The organism is Streptomyces sp. BK340, from assembly GCF_007827595.1.
GTDB lineage: Bacteria > Actinomycetota > Actinomycetes > Streptomycetales > Streptomycetaceae > Streptomyces.
Window position 1 is genome coordinate 1 of record NZ_VISR01000021.1, and the last position, 19,153, is coordinate 19,153.

Here is a 19,153-nt window from a genome sequence, read left to right on the forward strand (position 1 = left end):
GCGGCCGGACAGTACAGCGCGAAGACAGCCCAGCAGGGCGTCAGTCAGACCCCGAGCCACGACCGCCGGAACCTGAGTATCAGCATCAATGTCAGACCTGCCTGGCATTCTCCGGGTATGGAGATGACGCTGCAGCTGGTGATCGACTGTGCTGACCCGCAGAGGCTGGTGAGCTTCTGGGCCGAGGCCCTGGGATACGTGCCAGAGCCTCCGCCAGGTGGGCACTCCACATGGCGGGAGTATTGGGCGGGCATGGGGGTGCCCGAGGAGGAGTTGCCCGCCGGTGCCGGGGAGACGGCGGAGTCGATCATCGATCCTGCGGGACAGGGGCCGCGGGTGTGGTTCCAGCAGGTCCCTGAGCCGAAGGTCACCAAGAACCGGATGCACCTCGACTTGAAGGTGGGCGGAGGGCGCGAGGTCCCGTTGGCGGTCCGCGCTCAGCGGGTCACAGCCATGGTGGAGCGCCTCACCGAGGCCGGTGCCACCGTGCTGCGGATCACGGATGAGCCGAGCATGGAGCACTACGCCGTCCTTCTGCAGGACCCCGAGGGCAACGAATTCTGCGTCGTATAGAACCCCGTCAGCAGTACTGGTCACAGCCGTTCGTTGATGACCGCGGCCAGTGCCGTCGCCTCGTGACGGACGGCGAGTTTGTCGTAGCGGTCGTCCCGGCGCGGTGCCGCTTCAGGCTTCAGGTGGGCAGGGTTGATGTCCCGGTGGTGGCCCCGGCTTCCTCTTCGGCATCCGCGCCCTGGCGTTGGTCATGATCTACGTCGTGCGCCACGGGAACTGACCGGGGAGGCTGCGGCTACGCCATTCGGACGCGGCTGGCTCGCGCACCCTGCCGCATCGCGGTGGTTTGGGATGCATGCTCATAGTTGGCCCCATGCTCGACCGCAGACGTTGTGCCGCGGCCCTCGCTGCGGTGCTGACCTGCTCGACGGTACTGGCCGGGCCGCACCTGAACGCGGCCGGCAGCACGCCGGCTCCTTCGGTGCCCGCTCCGAAGCTGGACTGGAGAGCCTGCGTCCAAGGCAGTCCGTTCGACTGCGCCACCGCCGTGGTGCCACTGGACTACAGGAAACCCGCCGGTCGCCACATCGAGCTGGCGGTGATCAAGCGGAAGGCGACGGGCCCCGGACGACGCATCGGCACCCTGTTCTTCAACCCCGGCGGACCCGGCGGGCCCGGCACCGTGCAGATGCCGCAGAACTACGCGTCCTTCCCGCACGAGGTGCGGGAGCGTTTCGACATCGTGAGCTGGGATCCGCGCGGAGTCGGCAACAGCACCGCGGTGAACTGCTTCGCGAATCCGCAAGAAGCCGCCGCATGGGACGCGGGCAAACCGGTCGGTGTCCCGGTCGGCGCACAGCAGCGGGCGTCCCTGATCGGCGCGTACCGGGATCTGGCCAAGCGCTGCGAACGGCGTGACCCCGAGTTGTTGCGCCATGTGTCGACCGCCGAGACCGCTCGCGACCTCGACCAGCTCCGCCGGGCGGTGAGCGAACCGCAACTCACCTACCTCGGAACCTCGTACGGCACGTTCCTGGGCGCCACCTACGCCAACCTGTTCCCCGCCAAGATCCGCGCCATGGCCCTGGACAGCAACATCGACCCGCAGGCCTGGACGAATCACGCGTCCGACGCGGCTCCCCGGTCCACGACGTTCCTGCGCATGGGCACGGACCGCGCGGCGGCAGCGGTCCTGGACCGGTTCCTGTCCCTGTGCGGCTCCACGACCACCGCCGGCTGCCCTTTCTCCGCCGGCGGCGCGCAGGCGACCCGGGGCAAGTTCGACCAGCTGATGCAGCGGCTACGGGCCCGCCCGGTGGGCGAGTGGACCTACGGCCGTACGGTCGCCGACGTGGTGAGCGGCCTCTACTTCCTCCGCCCCGGATGGACGAATCTCGCCGAAAGGCTCCAGAAGCTCTGGCAGGGCCAGGTGCCCGCGGCGGCCCCGCTCCCGTCTGCGCCGCCGGTCCCGCATCCGAATCCGTACCTGGGCGATGAACAGGCGAGTGCGGTGTTCTGCGGCGACAGTCCCAACCCGCGTGACCCGGCCGTCTATCCCGCCCTGGAGGAAGCCGCCGCCGCTCGTGCGGGCGATGCCGGACGGTACTGGACGTGGGCCGCCGCGGCATGCATCTCCTGGCCGGTCGTGGCGGCCGACCGTTACCGCGGCCCGTGGAACAGGCCGACGGCGCACCCCGTCCTGGTGATCGGCACCACCTATGACCCGGCCACTCCCTACGCGGACGCGCAGGCGATGGCCAGAGAACTGGCCGATGCCCGCCTGCTCACCCACGAGGGGTACGGTCACACCGCGCTGATAAACCCCAGCAGTTGTGTGCAGGCGTACGAGAGCCGCTACTTCGTCGACGGCACCCTCCCGCCGGCCGGAACGACCTGCCACCAGGACAAGCCCCCGTTCCCGGCACCCGTCCCCGTCGGCGGCATCGCCACCGGCAGCGGCGCGCTGACCGAGCCACAACGCGCCGGTCAAGGGGGAAGGATGAGCGAGCCGCAGCGTGGCCGGAACTTCTCGCCACATGGGGCAGCAGCCTGTTCCTCCTCCGGGACGAGGACGACTACGACTCCCAGCCGCCGGAGGGAACCGTGATGGCCTGTCTCTCGGAGGTTCGGGGTGCGCGTGCACCGTCGTGCACCGTTTTTCGGCGGCGGAGCGGCCGCGCAGGCACGGCGGGATGAAGCGGTGAGGCGGACCGGCGAGGGCGAGGAGACCGCGATACCCGCCGACTTGGAGTCGTACATGATCGACATGTGGCGCCGGCTCCGGACGTAAGAGCGCGGTTCGCCAGATGCAACCTCGACGGGGCTACGGGGTCTTCTCTCCGGCCTTTTGAGGTTCGTGCTTTCCCGCAGCCTTCGCCCCTTGCGAAGATCATTGCCATGACCATCCCGTTGCGCATCGACCGAATCCTCGGTGACCGTCCCTTCGCCGAGGTTGGTGAACCCACTCTCGCGGTCGACGACGAGCGGCGCCGCCTGCTGGCAGTGGCGGGCACACACACGGCGCTGGCGGGCATGCAGGAGTTCGGCAGCAGTGCACCGGTTGGCGTCTACGGCACCGACGATCTGGCCTGCCGAGCGCTTCTCCGTGCGCGGTACCCCGTGCACGCAATGGCCTTCCACCCCGTGCTGCCCCTCCTGGCTGTCGGTACGGGCAGCTACGACGGCGGCTACTTCTTCGAAGGGGAACTGCTCCTTCTGGATTTGGAGACGGGCATGCCCACGTCGCTCATCGAGCACGAGCTCGGCCGCCAGGTCCTGCGCCTGGAGTGGCTCAACGAACACGACCTTCGTGTGCTGATGGCACCGCCTGACGACTGGCAGGACAAGGACGCATGGGGCGAGGGGCACGTCACGGTGGTGAGTCGGCCCGACTGGAGGGCCGTATCGGCCAGATCGATCACCTCGTACGATCTGGCCGGACCACGAGTGACGGCTCCGCGCCCCGACGGCCGGGATGACGCCCGTCAGACGGTCTCCTCCCTGAGCGCGGACTGGGATCCGCGGTGCAACGTCCGCGCGGTCGAGGAGTTGTCCGACGGCAGGATCCTGGCAACGCTTGACGGGATCCGGCTGGAGTCCTGGCTGCCGTCGGGACAGCGGCAGTGGGCTGTTCCGGACGACGAGGGCGGCCGGGACCTTGTCATCGCGGCAGATGAGCAATCGGCCTGGGTCGGTCTGATGCGGCCCGAGTGGGGGAAGCTGCCTCAGGCCGTGGTCCGCCTCTCGCTGGAGGACGGGACACAGCTCGACCACCTCACTCCCTCCGCCCCGATGTCTCTGGTGCGCAGTGCTGACGGCATGCCAGCCCTCGCACCCGCAGGATCAGCCGGAGAGCGGAGCAGGCTCCGCATCCGGCGCGGCACCCGGATCTACTTCCGCGAGACCGTGCGCGCGGAGGGCGAGCGGAACCCCGAAGCGAGAGAAACGTGGCTCGTCGCAGCCGCCCTGGAGGCGATGCCGGCTGCCGAACGCCCGCGCGAGCCGACAGAGGCAGCAGCCAGACGGTTGTTCCCCTACTCCTGGATACCAGGTGAGACACACTTCGCCGGTCCTGGAGTAGAGACCACGGATGGTGCCCTCGTCCATGCCGGCACCGTCCACCACGGCCACGGGTTGCAGCCCGACGGCTCGTTCGTCGTACGACGTCAGCCGACGAATGGGCAGCCGGCCTGGGTCTTCCGGACGAACCGGAAGGCCACCGGCCTTGATTGCGACGCGGAGACCGTCTATGTCACTTACGACGACGGCGAGATCGTCGGGCTGAATCTTCATGACGGCACGGTGCGTTGGCGTCGGCACCTCACCGTAGCCGCGGTGCTCGCCGTACCGACGGCACTGGCCGTCGCCGAAGCTGGTCGGTTGCTCATCGGCACCAGCGACGGGCGGCTTCTGGATTGCTCGATCACATAGGGGGTCACAGCGTGGCTGTCCAGTCTGCCGATGCAACCGCACTGCTCCGACGGATCGACACCCCTGCGGATTCGAGGGACGAGCGGCCCGTGTCCGAGGTGCTGCGCCGCCGCCGCGGCTCGTGCAGCCAGCGGCTGGCGGTACTGGAGGCCGTGGCACGGGCGTCCGGGATGGCCACGCGGGTGCGTGGCCTGTTGGTGGACGGGAGGTTCTGGTATCCGCGCTTCCCGCAGATCCATCGGTTCGTCCCGCACCAAGTTGTGCTCGCATGGCCCGAGTTCCACCTTGACGAACTGTCACCAACGGAACACCTCACCGCGCCCTGGTCGACGGTCTCGGAACTCTTCAGCGGTGTCAACGAGCCGCGCGAAGGCAGCAGCGAGGGCTTCACCAACGCCGGCACGGAGACACTCTTCGAGGCATTGTCCAGGGCAGCGATCGACTGGGACGGCACGACGGTCTGCCCGGCCGCCGGCGCCGCCTGCGATCTCTCGGCCTATGTCCTGGCGGACCTCGGCCACTTCGACTCGCGTGACGAACTTTTCGCCCAGCACGGCCAGACCCTGTGCGGGATGGCGAGGCTCCTGGCCGAGCCCATCCTCAGTCGCCGTTCGGCGGGCATCCAGTCGCGTCCGACAGGTCTGCCCTCACAGTGATGGCATGCAGCTCCGCCGGTTTCGTCATTTCTCCTAAGGTATGGCGAGATACGAGAGGTGGAGGGGCGAGGAACGTGACGACGTGGGGGCTGGTCATCGAGACGACCATGGGTGCCGGGGAACGCAAACACACTGAGGCACACGTGGTGGCTCACATCACCGGGCCGCGCGAGGAGGCGCTCGCAGAGCTGGAACGGCGGGCGCGGAGCTATTCACCCGAGCATCCAAGAAGCCCCAAGCGCCGTCGGCTCCTGCGACAGAGTGACGGGTTCCGGCTCGTCATCGACGGGGCGTGGCAGTCGTTCGTCACTCGGTTCACGGTGGCGGAACTGCTGCAGGACTCCGATGCACCCACCGCACCGGAACCTGCAGCAGAAGGGCAAACCGTTCCGGTTGCCCGGCCGACCGAGGCGGTGGAGCAACCGGGCGAGCGGGACACGGACGGGGTGCCCATCAAGCCTGCGTGGCTGGGACGCGACGACCTGCCATGAGTGCCCGACCAGGCGATGGTTGCGCCGACGGGCGTGGTCAGAGCCTCGTCCACGGCGATGAAGGGCAGGATTCTGGAAGCGTCATTGCTCCCGGACCGGACGCCGATGCGGGGCGGCGGGCCGACGGCGGCAGGGCTGTTGGAGCGGCGCTTCACCCGACTGGCGTACGTCTCGCACGAGAAACCGAGGGACCTGTCGCCAGGCGCGCGGCTGGGGGTCCGCACGGGCGAGGCATGGCCGTACGCGGATGTGCTGTTGCTGTGTGGGGTGTTCTTATGAACCGCTCAGCTGCGCAAACGCTGCGAAATACGCGGAGAGGGCCGGTTCCTTAACCGGGCCGCTCGGTTTGCTCCCCTCCAGCTGGCGCCCCGCCGCCCCGCGATCCCCAGATCTCCCGGATCCCCCCGAAGGCCCTGACGCGCCGTACGACACACGCGGGTCGGCAAGGGGTGCATGGCTCCCGCGAAATCCCCGACAGGCGATTTGCCCGGAATATGCCACATGATGTTGTCGTCCCCCTCTCCCCCACCCACGAGGAGTACGACTGTGTCCGAAACGACCGAGGCCCCCGTCACGCCGTTCACCATCGGCGACCCGCTCGACTCCCCCTCTCATCCGGTCGAGGTACCGGACTTCGACGAGGAGTGGACCGTAGACAAGGGATTCACCTGGGTTTTCTACGGCGAGGACAACGACACCCTCACCCGGCCGGTGATCATCGCCGACGGTTTCAACCACGGCAAGAGCAAGCTCAAGGAGCTCTACGAGTTCCTCGAGGGCGAGGACTACCCCTTCATCAGCGAACTTCGCCGGCGTGGCATGGACGTGATCCTGCTCGGCTTCGACAACCGCACGGACTCCATCCTGACCAACACGAACGCGGTCGAGGGGGCCATCCGTGAGGCCATCGCCCGTCGCACGGGCAACGAGCGGCTGATCGTCGGCGGCTTCAGCATGGGCGGCCTCATCGCGCGCTACACCCTCGCCAGGATGGAGACCGACTTCCACGAGGACGAGCACCAGACAGGCGTGTACTTCTCGTTCGACACCCCGCACCGCGGTGCCTCCATCCCCGTCGGCGTCCAGGCGTTCGCGTACCTGCTCCCGTACGGCCTGGACCTCAAGCCCCATCCATTCGAGCAGCAGATGAACAGCCCGGCCGCGCGGCAGATGCTGTGGCAGCACTACGACAAGACCACCCAGAAGATCGGGGTGGCCCCTGAGCGCACAGCGCTGCTCAACGAGTTGGACCGGGTCGGCCAGTGGCCGCGGATCCCGCGCAAGCTGGCCGTCGCCAACGGCCGCGGCGACGGCATCGGGCTGCCCGACGTCGAGCCCGGCGAGGTCACGCTGCGGCTCGACGTCCGCTACCCCGGCACCACCTTCTACGCCCAGGCGCAGGGCGACGACGTGACGGTCGCCTACCTGAACCGGAAGTTCCCGCCGACCGAGCGGACCATCACGACCAGCGACTTCCCGGAGCTGGACGGCGCACCGGGCGGCACCCTCGCGACGTACCAGATCCTCGCCAACTCGATGATCGAGGCCAGCGGCGAGGCGGACCTGCGGCATCCGCACGTGTGCTTCGTCCCGTCCGTCAGCGCGGTCGACATCCTGGACTTCGGGCGGCAGGAGGACCTGTACGCGAGGGTCGACGGCCTTGACCCCTCCCAGAGCGGCGTGGACGAGTTCCGCTGCTCGTCCACGACGACCCCGCACACCCTTCCGACCGAGGAGCTGTGCACCTGGCTGATGGACCGGTTCTAGGTCGCGGTTCGTCTGGATCACCGGGCGGACCCGAAGAACATGCCTGCGTCGGGCTCGCCGGCCGGGGCCCCTTCCGGCGGGCCCCGGCCGCTTGCAGGTGAGCCCGCACGGTCGTGGAGTCCACCGGGACCACCCATTCGAGGCTCTCGTCGGCGTCGGCCTGGGCCATGACGGTCAGGCCGACCGTGGCGCCGGCAGTACGAGCGATTGCGAAGTCGCAGAGGCCTTCGGCGAACTAGCGAGTGGCGAGCCGCTCCAGCAGGGCGGCGCTTCGGGCCAGCAACTCCCGCTCCTCATCCGTGAGTTCGGCTTCGATGGCCTGCGCGAGCCAACCGACCCTGCGGCCGCGCTCCGCTTCGAGCACGGCCCGGCCCGCGTCCGACAGCTCGACCAGCGACTTCCGGCCGTCCGTGGGATGCGCCCGGCGCGTGATGAGTTTCTGTTCCATGAGCAGTCCCACCGCCCGGGCCATCGACTGGGGGCGTACGCGCTGATCGGCGGCGAGATCACTGGTGGTCATGGCGCCGTCGCGGTCGAGTGCACCCAGCACGGCCACCTGGCCCAGCGGGATGCGGTCCTCGTGGTTGACGCGCCGGGTGAGCTTGCCCATCGCGGTGCGCAGTTCGGCGGCGATGGCGGCGGCTTCCGAGGTGGGCATAGGGCACTTTACCCCGTTGGTCAGCAGAGCTGTGCACCTGACCTGCACAGCAATGCTGTACAGCAAATCTGTACAGCTGAACTGAGCAGCATTGCTGTAGGGTTTGGCGTTGTCGGGCCCAGCGTCAGCGTTGTCGCAGCCGGGGCCACGGCATACGACAACGGGAAGGACCTCCCATGTCCGCAAAGGCAGTCGGAACCGTCGACGCCACCATCGAGACCGTCACCGCCCGCCGGATCATCGACAGCCGGGGAAACCCCACGGTCGAGGTCGATGTCTTCCTGGCCGACGGGTCCCTGGGGCGCGCGGCTGTGCCCTCCGGCGCCTCCACCGGTGCCCGGGAAGCCGTGGAACTGCGCGACGGAGACTCCGCGCGCTGGCACGGCAAGGGCGTCGACCGAGCGGTGGCCCACGTCAACGGGGAGATCGCGGCGTCCGTGCGCGGCCGGGACGCGGCTGACCAGGCGGGTCTCGACGCCTGGCTGGTCGCCCTCGACGGCACCACCACGAAGTCCCGGCTCGGCGCAAACGCGATCCTCGGCGTCTCCCTCGCCGCCGCCAAGGCCGCCGCGGCGGCCCACCACCAACCCCTCTACCGCTACCTCGGCGGCGCCGACGCCCACCTCCTGCCGCTGCCGATGATGAACATCGTCAACGGCGGTGCCCACGCCGACAATCCGCTGGATTTCCAGGAGTTCATGATCGCGCCCGTGGGCGCGGACACCTTCGCCGAAGCCGTCCGCATGGGCAGCGAGGTCTTCCACACCCTGCGCCGCGATCTGCTGGCCGCCGGGCACTCCACGGGCGTCGGCGACGAGGGGGGCTTCGCGCCCGCGCTGCGCACCGCAGAGGAGGCGCTCGACTTCGTGATGACCGCCATCCAGCGCACCGGCTACCGCCCCGGTACTGACATCGGCCTGGTCATGGACCCGGCGTCGTCGGAGTTCTTCCGCGACGGGATGTACGACTACGCGGGCGAGGGGGTGCGCCGCACCCCCTCCGAGCACGCCGACTACCTGGCCAAGCTCATCGACGCCTACCCGGTCGTCTCCGTCGAGGACCCGATGGCGGAGAACGACCTGGCCGGCTGGCGCGAGCTGACCGCCCGCGTCGGCGACCGCTGTCAGCTCACCGGCGACGACGTGTTCTGCACCGACGAGACACTGCTGCGCGAGGGCATCCGCACCGGCGTCGGCAACTCGGTCCTGGTCAAGGTCAATCAGATCGGGACTCTGACCGAGGCACTGGCCACAGTGGCAACGGCCCACCAGGCGGGCTGGACGGCTGTCATGTCGCACCGTTCGGGCGAAACGGAGGACACCACCATCGCGGATCTGGCGGTGGCGACCGGCTGCGGTCAGATCAAGACCGGCTCCCTCTCCCGCTCCGACCGCACGGCGAAGTACAACCAACTGATCAGGATCGAAGAGGAGTTGGGTGACTCGGCTCGCTTCGCGGGCCGCTCCGTACTGTGGCGGGGGTGAACCGCCGGCAGAGGTAGAGACCACGTGGGCCCCAGGTTGATCGGGGGCCGCTCGTGTGCCGGGGAGAGAATTGGGTGATGCCGGCGTCGTTCGCCTGAGATTCGACTGTCGGCACCGGTGGCCCTGGTCTGTCAGACGGCTCGGAGTCGAGGCGTTGAGGAAGGAGACCTGGCCGCGGGTTAGGGCACCGTGGCAGAGCCCGGCCTGTCGGCGCATCTGGTGGCAGCGCGGGCATGCGGCTGCTGGGCCGGCCGGGCCTTCCTCCTCTCTCCGTGAACCCGGTCGTGGTGCACACGGCCGCGGAGAACCCGGCCTGCTGCGTGGTGCCTGCCATCCCGGAGTAGTAGTGAGGGTCTCGTCGAGGGTCGGCTGGTGCCGAGTCGAGCGAGAGCGCCGGAACGGGCCCCGGGAGCGTACGAAGAGCGTACGCAAAGGCACCGTTGCACACCGCGAGGGCGGGTACCCGGCGTAAGAGCGGCGGCGACCATCGCCGGCTCACAAAGGCGATTGCTCCCGATGAGTCGCACAACCCCCCGTGCCCCCTCCACGTGGAGCGGGTGGCATTCGGTCGACATGGGCTGTGCGCGGGCGCGGGCGCAAGGAGAGCGCCTGTCGCCCGATCGCCTGATCAGGATGGGTTCTGGTGATGTCTCGACCTTCCCGTCGGCTACACCGTCGACCTGCCACATCGGTTTTCGCCCCCGGATCCGCCGGCCTGATGGCAGCCGCATTCTCACGCGGCGGCGGGCCTGGGATCTAGACCATCAAGGCCACCGCCATTGCGATCAGGCCGACTGCGATCAATGCCACCACCAGCATGATCAGTACGAGTGGCATGGCTGCCCATCCCTTGCGCAGCTCAGGCTCCGGGAAGGAGATACCAGAGGTGGTACTCCCCTCGGCGGGTGGGGTTTCACCAGGGGGTATCCCGCCACCCAGTCTGAGCCCCGCGGTTCGTCTCGGCTCGGCATGAGGGCTCGTCATGTGCTTGCTCCTCTCGGCTCTCTTCCCCGGCAAGCCGGGGCCTGTCGGCCTTGGGCTCGCCGAGCTGGTCGATCGTGCCGTGAGGCGGTGGGCCTTTGGACACAATTGGTCGAGTCGGGCTTCCAGGTTCCGGACGATCGCCCGGCGGTCGACGTACTTGATCTCAAGCTTTTCCAGGACTTCCGGCTCGCCGGCATCCAGAGAGCTGCTCTGCTGCTCCAGAGCCCCCCACCGGCGAGCGGTGGTGGGCCACCGGTGGTTCGCCATCCTGTCGTGTCACTGTCCTCACCTCCGCCACAGCACGCGAGGCACATGCCGAGTTCCCGGTCCCTCACCGGAGTAACAGACCCGCGCGGTGGGCCTCTACGCCACGAGGCCGGGGCCCTGGCGCGCCCGCCCCGGGCCAGTCAGGATCCAAGAGCGGTCTCTCAACGGACGAGCGCCTTGCGCAGCCCGGGCTTCGCTGCATCGGCCCATGCGGCCGGCAGTTCCCGTTCACACCGGTCCGCCTCGGCTTGCTCCTGGCCGTACAACAGGCCCCAGGTGAGGGCGTTCTCTCCCGCCGCATGCGCCGCAAGGCCCAGGTTCCGCAGGGCGTCGCGCGCAACGACGCTGTCCTGATGCTCGCCAAGCAACCTCTGTACGGCTTTGACGCGCTTGCCGAGCCGTTTGGCGGGTTTGCCGAGCGAGGCGCGCGCCGGTTCTGTGGAGTAGCGCGTCTTCTTGGCCGCCTTGCGGGCCTGGTGGAGGGCCGCATCGCGTTCCGTCCCCGGGGAGAGTTCCAGCGCGTGTGCCACCCGGCCAGCCAGCCGGGCATACTCCTTGAGTATCGCCTTGACCATCACCTTCTCCGGCTTGCGAGCGGCTTTGCGACGCAGCGGAGGCTGCTGCGTGAGCCCGGCCAACGAACCCAGTAGGGCCAGGTAACGGGGTGAGAGCAGGGCGTCGAGGGTGCGCTGCCGCGCCTCCGAGGCGCGGGCCACGTTCCACACCTGCAACCGGGCGCCGACGGGCCCGAGGACCAGCTCACGGGGCGAGGCGCCGATGCGCGCGCTCAGCCGTTCCACCAGGACCTCCTGGTCGCGTTCCGCACCCAGTTCCCCGCCCAGCCACTTGAGCTCCTCACGGATCGGATCGGTGACCTCACGGTCAAGCACCGACCGGTAGGAACGCAGTGTGCAACGCAGTCGCCGGCAGGTCACGCGCATCTTGTGCACGGAGTCGGGGCGGCCTCGGCGTACCGCCGGATCGACGTTCACCATGGTGTGCACCTGCGCGTCCACGTACTTGAGGACCTCGTCGGCGGCTGAGCCGGGTTGACGCCCTCGGCAGGCCTGTCCGGCGGGCGTGATGCTCCCGTACCCGTTTCCTCCAGTGCCCGGCTCAGCTTGGATGAATGGCCGGCACGTTCGATGCCGTTCTTGCGTAGAGTCTTGTCGACGATTCCGAGCAGCAGGGGATCAGCGTCCTCGGCGAGCTCGACCTCCATCTCAGTCCATGAGGCCTGTGTGGCCGTGCCGAGGAGGGATTCGGCGTCGACCTTGTCGAGACTCAGCTCTGCGAGGACCGAGCCTCCAGAATCGACCAGGTGCCACGTGCTTCGGGTGGACCGGATACGGACCACTTGCCTCAGTTCTGCCCCTCGGGTGCGGGAAAGGGCCAGGTCGTGCAGGGTTTCCGGAACCTCGTCGGACAACGGCGCCTGCACCTCCTCCCGGCTGTCCCCGGACTCGGGCAGTTTGAGGTGCCAGCCCGCATCAAGCCCGCCGGTGCGTCGGCGGAGCGCTGCCGAGGCCGTGGCCAGGCGCAGGTCGACCGTGTCGTAGTACACGGCGTCCAGTTCGTCGAGGCCCTTCTCGACGACCGACACGATGCCGTCCACACCGGTGAGGTCCGGCAGCCACTGTGTGTCATCGGCCGACGGGGCTTCGTATTTTCGTTCTGTCTCCCGCTTCGATTGGGTCATACCGGGCGCGTGCACGCCACGGCGCGGTTCAAACGTCTGTGAAGCGTCGTCCCTGCGGTGAGCGAGCCGCCTGGTAGGGCGCAATACCAGGTCATCAGTGCTGCGGGCGCCATTCGAAGAGCAGGATGGTCACGTCGTCCCGCAGTTGCTTGCGCTGGTAGTCGAGGATGGCGTGGATGAGCAGCCGTAGCACCTCGGCCGGGCGCTCGCCGGCGGCGTTGGAGCGGATGATGAAGTCGGTGAACCGGTCGAGGCCGAACTCCGCCCCGTCTTCGTCACGCGCCTCCACGACACCGTCGGTGTAGAGCAGGACGCAATCGCCCGGTTCCAATGTCGTCTCGTGGACCTGCCGGGCTGCCGGGGCGAGCGGACCGGCCAGGCCGATCGGCGGCTGTGGAGGACTGTCCAGTGCCCCGGGGACGACCCGTTCGGCACGGATCAGCAGCGGTGGAGGGTGACCGCAATTGACCCAGCGCAGCACTCCGGTCTCGGCGTCGAGCCGACACAGCACACCGGTGCAGAAGTGGTCGGGCGCCCACCGGGCGAGCGCCTGGTCGACGGAGCCTACGACGTCGGCCGTGTCTCCACCGCCGCGGCGGGCGTTGCGCGCCGCAGCCATGGCGACCGAGGTGGTCAGGCCGGCGGTCAGATCATGGCCCATGGCGTCGAGGATCATGGTGTGCAGGATGTTCTTGACCACCGAGTGGTCGAAGGCGTCGCCGGCGACGTCGTAGGCCGGTTCCAGGACCGCGGTCGAGACGCATCTGGTGCTGCCGATGGTGTGGGGTGGCAGGAAGGCCCGCAGCATCTCCGTGGGCAACCGCATGGTCGCGGTGCGGGTGCGGGCGGCGAGCCAGTCGCTGTAGGCACGCTTGGAGGTGATCAGCATGGCGAACAGATGGCCCAGCATCCGGGTGCGGCGCATCCGTGCTCCGTCGAGTGAGGCGGTCCTCACCTCCAGCACGCCCAGCCGCTCCGCACCGTCGACCAGAGGCGTCCAGACGATCAACCCCTCGTCGGCCTCGGCCACGCGCGGGGAGACCGTTCGGTACGCCCAGCCGGCCGACGAGCGGTCCACCGGCAGCGGATCCAGGGTCTCGTCGAGCGGGATGAGCAACCGTTGCTGCAGGTCGACGAGGTAGATCAGCGCAGTGCCCAGACCGAGGGCCGAGGCGCACCGGTTCGCCAGGGCCGGCAGTTCGACCGGCAGAGCAGTCTGCGCCTCGATGATCAGCTCTTCCAGCCGATGCTCGTCGACGGCGGTGTCGGGGCCGGAGGACGCGTGCGGTGGGTCCGGCACGGGGATCACCCCTTCCGCGCCCAGTGTCACACCGATCCCGTCCTGTCTCACATCAGGAACGACGGGGACCAGCCACTGCTTTACGCAGGACTCCCTGAACCACGCCGGTCCTCGACGTGGACGACGTGCAGTTCGGTGCCATCCCGGTGGCGCTTGGCACGTCCGAAAAGCCCGACAGCGATATCCGACTGGTCTTGAGGCTCATCAGGGCCGACATAGGTGAGGACGTCGTGGTGATGGCCGGTGACGACCCCTCCCTCGACGTCCGTCGGGTTGATCACCCCGAAGTCTCCTGCCGAAGATCCGGCATGCGCCGGGCCGAACTTCTTCAGGAGGTCGATGGCCTGTTCAGCAAGCTCCCCTTCCGGAGTCGTCAGCACGACACAAGTGCCATGCTCGAACAGCACCCACGACTTGCGAGGGTCGGCGAGAAGCCGCTGCCAGACGTCTATCAGTGTTTCGGTGTTCACTCCGATCATCATGCCGCAGAGCGCCGACACAGGGCGACGATCGTCAGAAGGCTACGGCGAGTTCAGCAACACCGCGGCGCAGTGCGGCAGATGGACCGCAAGCGGACGTCAGGGGCCTTGGCTTTCCGGAGGAGGCCGGCGATGGCGCCCGGCGGAGGATGGCTGCTACTTCAGGCCGATTGCAGCGCAGCCCGCTTCGTACTTCGGGGTGCAGATGTCCTTGACGGAGTAGACGCCGTCCTCGATCACCGTGTCCTTGATGGTGTCCCTCGTGAGGGCAACCACCGGCACGAGCATCGCGGGGATCTTCTTCTCCGTCGGGCTGTCGACCGTGTCGCGGGTCAGCGCGTCGAACCGGATGTCGCTGCCCTGGACCTTGTAAACCGCCATCTCCGCGGCATGGGTGGCCTCGTCCAGGAACGACTTGTAGACAGTCATGTACTGCTCGCCCGAGACGACCCGTTGCACCGCGTCCAAGTTCGCGTCCTGCCCAGTCACCGGGGGGATCCTGGTGGCGCCCGCCTCCTTCAGCGCGTCGATGACGGCGCCCGCCATGCCGTCGTTGGCCGAGTAGACGGCGGCGATGTTGTCGACGCCGATGGCCTGGATCGCCTTCTTCATGTGCGCCTTGGCGACCTCCGGCGACCATTTGTCGGTGTCGTACTGTTCGGCGATCTGGACCTTGTTCTGGAGTTCGCCGAGGGCGCCGTCCTTGAACTTCGCCGTGTTCGGGTCCGCGGGGTCGCCGTTCATCATGACGATCTTGCTGGTTGCCGCCTTGCTGCCGAGTGCCGCGATGATGGCTCGGCCCTGGACCTCGCCGACGAGTTCGTTGTCGTGCGAGACGTAGGCGTCGATGGGGCCCTGCGCGAGCCGGTCGTAGGCGATGACCGGTATGCCGGCGTCCTTCGCCTTCTGGACTTCCGGCGCGATGGCCTTGGCGTCCAGCGGGTCCACCAGAACGATGTCGGCTTTGGCATCCACCATCTGCTGGAACTGCCGGCTCTGAGTGGCCGGGCTCGCCTCGGCGTTTGCGTAGACGACCTTGCCCTTGCCGTGTGTGAGGGAGGCGATCTCCTTCTTGATGATGGGGTAGTCGAACTTCTCGAAGCGCGCCGTGTCCTTGTCGGGCAGGAGCAGTCCCACCGTGATGTCGTCGCCCTTCTTCGGGGATGAGGGGCTGCCGCTCCCGCCGGCGTTGTCGAAGGCGCCGCACGCGGTGAGTGCGAGAGCCGATGCGGAGGCGGTCAGGGCTATCGCGAGATGACGTGCAGAGGTCCTGTAGGTGGTGTGAGCGCTCAAGTCAGGTGCCTTCCGAATGAGGGAGCATCATGGCAACCCAGTGACGGAAGCAAACGCGGAAACAACAAGAGACGTCAAGACGTAAGGACAACAAGACAGTTAAAGCCTGCCGCTCACATCGTCCCACGATGACTGGCCGGGCATCGGTTCCCGCAGGTCAGAACGAATCCTGCATCCGGCGTACGGGCGGCCTACGAAGAACCGCGTGACCGCGCGCGACGTGGCAGCAACCGGCGTGCAGGCAGGCCGCGGAGAACGGGGCAGCGAGCAGCTTGCGGCACGCGGCTCAGATGACGCTGCGGATCGCCGCCTCGAACCCTTCCACGTGCCCCTCCGCCAGCGCCGCGGCCTTCTCCGCGTCGCCGTCCATGATGGCGCGCAGCAGGGGCCCGTGCTCGTGCACGTGACCCGCGAGGCCCGGCAACCGGTCGAGGAACAGGCACCAGATCCGCGTGGCCAGGTTGTCGTACCGGATCAGCGTGTCTTCGAGGTAGGGATTGCGAGTCGCCGCGTAGATGGCGCGGTGCAGGGTCATGTCGAGCCGGATCAGGTCCGCGCCGGCGCCGGACGCGTCCGCCAGCTCGGCCAGCAACCGGTCGAGGACGGCGCGGTCGGTTTCACCGGCTCGCCGCGCCGCCAGGCCCGCGGCGAGGGGCTCCAGCTGCCTGCGGACTTCCGAGATGTGTCCGAGATCGGCGATCTGCACCTCGGTGGCGAAGGTTCCGCGCCGGGGGTAGGCGACGATGAGGCTCTCGCGCTCCAGGCGTTTGAGGGCCTCTCGGACCGGAGTGCGCCCGAAGCCGAGTTCGGCGGCGATCCGCTCGTCGTTGATGGGCTCGCCGGGGCGGATCTGGAGGGTCACCAGACGGTCCGAGATGGCGCGGTAGGCCTGGTCGGCCAGCGTTCCACTGCCCTGACCAGCACTCTGACCGGCGACGGTCGACGAATCCACGCGAAACCCTCCCTTGACGCGAGCCGATCCGTCCTCTTAGCGTATCGCAACAGCAGGTTGATATATCAGTTGCCTTTCAGCCGGTCTCCAGGGAGTTCTCATGACTGCCCACGCCCCCGACCAGCAAGCGGCCCGTTCCGCGGTTCTCAGTGCTCAGCTCGATGACTTCGACCCCGAGATCGCCACGGCGATCGACGCGGAGCTGGCCCGGCAGCGCGGCACCCTGGAGATGATCGCGAGCGAGAACTTCGCGCCGCTCGCGGTCATGCAGGCCCAGGGCTCGGTCCTGACCAACAAGTACGCAGAGGGCTATCCCGGACGCCGCTACTACGGCGGCTGCGAGCACGTCGACGCCGTCGAGCAGATCGCGATCGACCGCGTCAAGGCGCTGTTCGGCGCCGAGGCCGCCAATGTGCAGCCCCACTCCGGCGCCCAGGCCAACGCGGCCGTGATGGCGGCCCTGCTGCAGCCCGGTGACACCATCCTGGGGCTGGACCTGGCACACGGCGGCCACCTCACCCACGGCATGCGGCTCAACTTCTCCGGGCGCCTGTACCAGGTGGCGGCCTACCAGGTCGGCGAGCACGACCACCGCATCGACATGGCCCAGGTCCGCAAGCTCGCCCACGAGCACCGGCCGAAGCTGATCGTGGCCGGCTGGTCGGCGTACCCCCGCCACCTCGACTTCGCGGAGTTCCGCCGTATCGCGGACGAGGTCGGCGCCTACCTGATGGTCGACATGGCGCACTTCGCCGGCCTGGTCGCGGCCGGTCTTCACCCCTCCCCCGTACCGCACGCGCACGTGGTGACCACCACCACCCACAAGACCCTCGGCGGTCCCCGCGGCGGCGTGATCCTCTCCACCGCCGAACTCGCCAAGAAGATCAATTCCTCGGTCTTCCCCGGCCAGCAGGGCGGCCCCCTCGAACACGTCATCGCGGCGAAGGCCGTGGCCTTCAAGATGGCCGCCCAGCCCGAGTTCGCCGAGCGTCAGGCCCGCACCCTGGAAGGGGCGGCGATCCTGGCCGAGCGGCTGCTGGCCGACGACACCAGGGCGGCCGGGATCAGCGTGCTGACCGGCGGCACCGACGTGCACCTGGTCCTGGTGGACCTGCGCCACTCCGAACTCGACGGCAAGCAGGCCGAGGACCGGCTGCACCGGGTCGGCATCACCGTCAACCGCAACGCCGTCCCCTTCGACCCGCGCCCGCCGATGGTCAGTTCCGGTGTCCGCATCGGCACCCCGGCCCTGGCCGCCCGGGGCTTCGGCGCGGCGGAGTTCACGGAGGTCGCCGACATCGTCGCCACGGCCTTCCTGCCCGGCTTCGACGACCGGGTCGCCGCCGAGCTGCGCCGACGCGTCCAGGTCCTGACCGACCGCTTCCCGCTCTACCCCGTCGACCCGCAGCTCGTGGCCGAGGAGGCTGCTCAGTGATGCACCGCGACACCGCTCCCGCCACGCCCGGCGACGTCCTCCCCGACCACCCCGAGTTCCTCTGGCGCAACCCCGACCCCAAGCGGTCGTACGACGTCGTCATCGTCGGCGGCGGCGGACACGGCCTGGCCACCGCCTACTACCTGGCCAAGAACCACGGAATCACCAATGTCGCCGTGCTGGAGAAGGGCTGGCTCGCGGGCGGCAACATGGCCCGCAACACCACGATCATCCGCTCCAACTACCTCTGGGACGAGAGCTCCGGCATCTACGAGCACTCGCTCAAGCTCTGGGAGAGCCTCGAAGAGGACCTCGACTACCCGATCCTCTTCAGCCAGCGCGGCGTGCTCAACCTGGCCCACACCTTGCAGGACATCCGCGACAGCAAGCGCCGTGTGTACGCCAACCAGCTCAACGGCATCGACGCCGAGTGGCTGGAGCCGGACGAGGTGGCCAAGGTCTGTCCCATCGTCAACATCTCCCCCGACGTGCGCTATCCGGTGCTCGGCGCCACCTACCAGCCGCGCGCGGGCATCGCCAAGCACGACTACGTCGCCTGGGGTTTCGCCCGCAGGGCCGACGCGTACGGCATCGATCTGATCCAGGACTGCGAGGTCACCGGCCTCGACATCGTCGACGGCCGGGTGCGCGGGGTGCAGACCACCCGCGGGCCCATCGCGGCCGGCAAGGTCGCGCTCGCGGCGGCCGGGCACTCCTCCGTGCTGGCCGGCATGGCCGGGCTGCGGCTCCCGCTGCAGAGCCACCCGTTGCAGGCCCTGGTGTCCGAGCTCCTCGAACCGGTGCACCCGACCGTGGTGATGTCGAACGCCGTCCATGTGTACGTCTCCCAGGCGCACAAGGGCGAGCTTGTCATGGGTGCCGGCATCGACAGCTACAACGGGTACGGGCAGCGCGGCGCGTTCCACATCCTGGAGCGCCAGATGGCGGCCGCCCTGGAGCTCTTCCCCGTCTTCGCCCGTGCCCACATGCTGCGTACCTGGGCCGGCATCGTCGACACCACTCCGGACGCCTCCCCCATCGTCGGACTGACGCCCGTTGCGGACCTCTACCTCAACTGCGGCTGGGGCACCGGCGGTTTCAAGGCCACACCGGGCGTCGGCTGGTGCTTCGCGCACACCGTCGCCACCGGCGAACCGCACCCCTACAACGCGCCCTTCACCCTCGACCGCTTCACCACCGGTGCCCTGGTCGACGAGCACGGCGCAGCCGCCGTCGCCCACTAGC

General features: G+C 68.6%; 15 protein-coding genes and 1 pseudogene. 9 read left to right on the forward strand and 7 right to left on the reverse strand.

The genetic code is table 11. From position 1 onward, the window contains the following. The first annotated feature begins 117 nt into the window (after positions 1–117). The 6 genes from FB157_RS30525 to FB157_RS30555 all read left to right on the forward strand — a co-directional run bounded on the left by FB157_RS30525 (position 118) and on the right by FB157_RS30555 (position 7,357). The gene (locus FB157_RS30525) at positions 118–573 is read left to right on the forward strand and encodes a VOC family protein (RefSeq protein WP_145883889.1); all 456 of its coding nucleotides are present in this window, start codon (positions 118–120) and stop codon (positions 571–573) included. 313 nt (positions 574–886) lie between these two features. Further along, positions 887–2,620, forward strand: coding sequence for an alpha/beta hydrolase (locus FB157_RS30530; RefSeq protein ID WP_261386635.1), 1,734 nt, complete (start codon positions 887–889; stop codon positions 2,618–2,620). Positions 2,621–2,910: 290 nt separating this feature from the next. Beyond that, complete coding sequence (locus tag FB157_RS49710; RefSeq protein ID WP_145883891.1) at positions 2,911–4,443, forward strand: PQQ-binding-like beta-propeller repeat protein; 1,533 nt, start codon at positions 2,911–2,913, stop codon at positions 4,441–4,443. A 41-nt stretch (positions 4,444–4,484) separates the two neighbouring features. Next, on the forward strand, positions 4,485–5,099 hold the full coding sequence (locus FB157_RS30540) for a transglutaminase domain-containing protein (protein WP_398947547.1): 615 nt from the start codon (positions 4,485–4,487) through the stop codon (positions 5,097–5,099). 107 nt (positions 5,100–5,206) lie between these two features. Beyond that, complete coding sequence (locus tag FB157_RS30545) at positions 5,207–5,590, forward strand: hypothetical protein (protein ID WP_145883893.1); 384 nt, start codon at positions 5,207–5,209, stop codon at positions 5,588–5,590. A gap of 546 nt (positions 5,591–6,136) precedes the next feature. Beyond that, a complete protein-coding gene (locus FB157_RS30555) occupies positions 6,137–7,357 on the forward strand; it encodes a triacylglycerol lipase (RefSeq protein WP_145883894.1) in 1,221 nt (406 codons plus the stop codon). A gap of 235 nt (positions 7,358–7,592) precedes the next feature. On the opposite strand, the gene FB157_RS30560 is transcribed toward FB157_RS30555, so the two are convergent. Then, positions 7,593–8,015 carry a MarR family winged helix-turn-helix transcriptional regulator gene (locus tag FB157_RS30560; protein WP_145883895.1) on the reverse strand — a complete coding sequence of 141 codons (423 nt, stop codon included), beginning with the start codon at positions 8,013–8,015 and terminating at the stop codon, positions 7,593–7,595. A 176-nt stretch (positions 8,016–8,191) separates the two neighbouring features. On the opposite strand from FB157_RS30560, the gene eno reads away from it, so the two are divergent. Beyond that, a complete protein-coding gene (eno, locus tag FB157_RS30565; RefSeq protein WP_145883896.1) occupies positions 8,192–9,499 on the forward strand; it encodes a phosphopyruvate hydratase in 1,308 nt (435 codons plus the stop codon). Between the two features lie 756 nt (positions 9,500–10,255). On the opposite strand, the gene FB157_RS49495 is transcribed toward eno, so the two are convergent. From FB157_RS49495 to FB157_RS30595, 6 genes and pseudogenes are all read right to left on the reverse strand, one after another. Further along, positions 10,256–10,750: a DUF6480 family protein gene (locus tag FB157_RS49495; RefSeq protein ID WP_315903848.1), complete on the reverse strand. Its 495-nt coding sequence runs from the start codon at positions 10,748–10,750 to the stop codon at positions 10,256–10,258. Between the two features lie 161 nt (positions 10,751–10,911). Beyond that, a pseudogene (locus FB157_RS30575) lies at positions 10,912–12,449 on the reverse strand (CHAD domain-containing protein). Between the two features lie 94 nt (positions 12,450–12,543). Beyond that, positions 12,544–13,749, reverse strand: coding sequence for a PP2C family protein-serine/threonine phosphatase (locus tag FB157_RS30580; protein ID WP_261386636.1), 1,206 nt, complete (start codon positions 13,747–13,749; stop codon positions 12,544–12,546). 80 nt (positions 13,750–13,829) lie between these two features. After that, positions 13,830–14,231: a hypothetical protein gene (locus FB157_RS30585; RefSeq protein WP_145884039.1), complete on the reverse strand. Its 402-nt coding sequence runs from the start codon at positions 14,229–14,231 to the stop codon at positions 13,830–13,832. A gap of 153 nt (positions 14,232–14,384) precedes the next feature. After that, entirely contained in the window at positions 14,385–15,521 is a 1,137-nt protein-coding gene (locus FB157_RS30590) for a sugar ABC transporter substrate-binding protein (protein ID WP_145883898.1), read from the reverse strand. A 286-nt stretch (positions 15,522–15,807) separates the two neighbouring features. Further along, positions 15,808–16,473, reverse strand: a complete 666-nt coding sequence (locus tag FB157_RS30595; RefSeq protein WP_145883899.1) for a GntR family transcriptional regulator — start codon at positions 16,471–16,473, stop codon at positions 15,808–15,810. Positions 16,474–16,573: 100 nt separating this feature from the next. Between FB157_RS30595 and glyA the strand changes: the two genes are divergently transcribed. Beyond that, positions 16,574–17,908: a serine hydroxymethyltransferase gene (gene glyA, locus FB157_RS30600; RefSeq protein WP_145883900.1), complete on the forward strand. Its 1,335-nt coding sequence runs from the start codon at positions 16,574–16,576 to the stop codon at positions 17,906–17,908. Next, entirely contained in the window at positions 17,908–19,152 is a 1,245-nt protein-coding gene (locus FB157_RS30605) for a sarcosine oxidase subunit beta family protein (RefSeq protein ID WP_145883901.1), read from the forward strand. Before glyA ends, FB157_RS30605 begins: the two co-directional genes overlap by 1 nt. The last annotated feature ends 1 nt before the right edge of the window (position 19,153 follow it).

Excerpts from the sequence above, each read along its gene's own strand:
- FB157_RS30525 (WP_145883889.1), top strand. The coding sequence starts at position 118 with ATGGAGATGACGCTGCAGCTGGTGATCGACTGTGCTGACCCGCAGAGG.
- FB157_RS30530 (WP_261386635.1), top strand. The coding sequence starts at position 887 with ATGCTCGACCGCAGACGTTGTGCCGCGGCCCTCGCTGCGGTGCTGACC.
- FB157_RS49710 (WP_145883891.1), top strand. The coding sequence starts at position 2,911 with ATGACCATCCCGTTGCGCATCGACCGAATCCTCGGTGACCGTCCCTTC.
- FB157_RS30545 (WP_145883893.1), top strand. The coding sequence starts at position 5,207 with ATGGGTGCCGGGGAACGCAAACACACTGAGGCACACGTGGTGGCTCAC.
- FB157_RS30560 (WP_145883895.1), bottom strand. The coding sequence starts at position 8,015 with ATGCCCACCTCGGAAGCCGCCGCCATCGCCGCCGAACTGCGCACCGCG.
- eno (WP_145883896.1), top strand. The coding sequence starts at position 8,192 with ATGTCCGCAAAGGCAGTCGGAACCGTCGACGCCACCATCGAGACCGTC.
- FB157_RS49495 (WP_315903848.1), bottom strand. The coding sequence starts at position 10,750 with ATGGCGAACCACCGGTGGCCCACCACCGCTCGCCGGTGGGGGGCTCTG.
- FB157_RS30585 (WP_145884039.1), bottom strand. The coding sequence starts at position 14,231 with ATGATGATCGGAGTGAACACCGAAACACTGATAGACGTCTGGCAGCGG.
- glyA (WP_145883900.1), top strand. The coding sequence starts at position 16,574 with ATGACTGCCCACGCCCCCGACCAGCAAGCGGCCCGTTCCGCGGTTCTC.
- FB157_RS30605 (WP_145883901.1), top strand. The coding sequence starts at position 17,908 with ATGCACCGCGACACCGCTCCCGCCACGCCCGGCGACGTCCTCCCCGAC.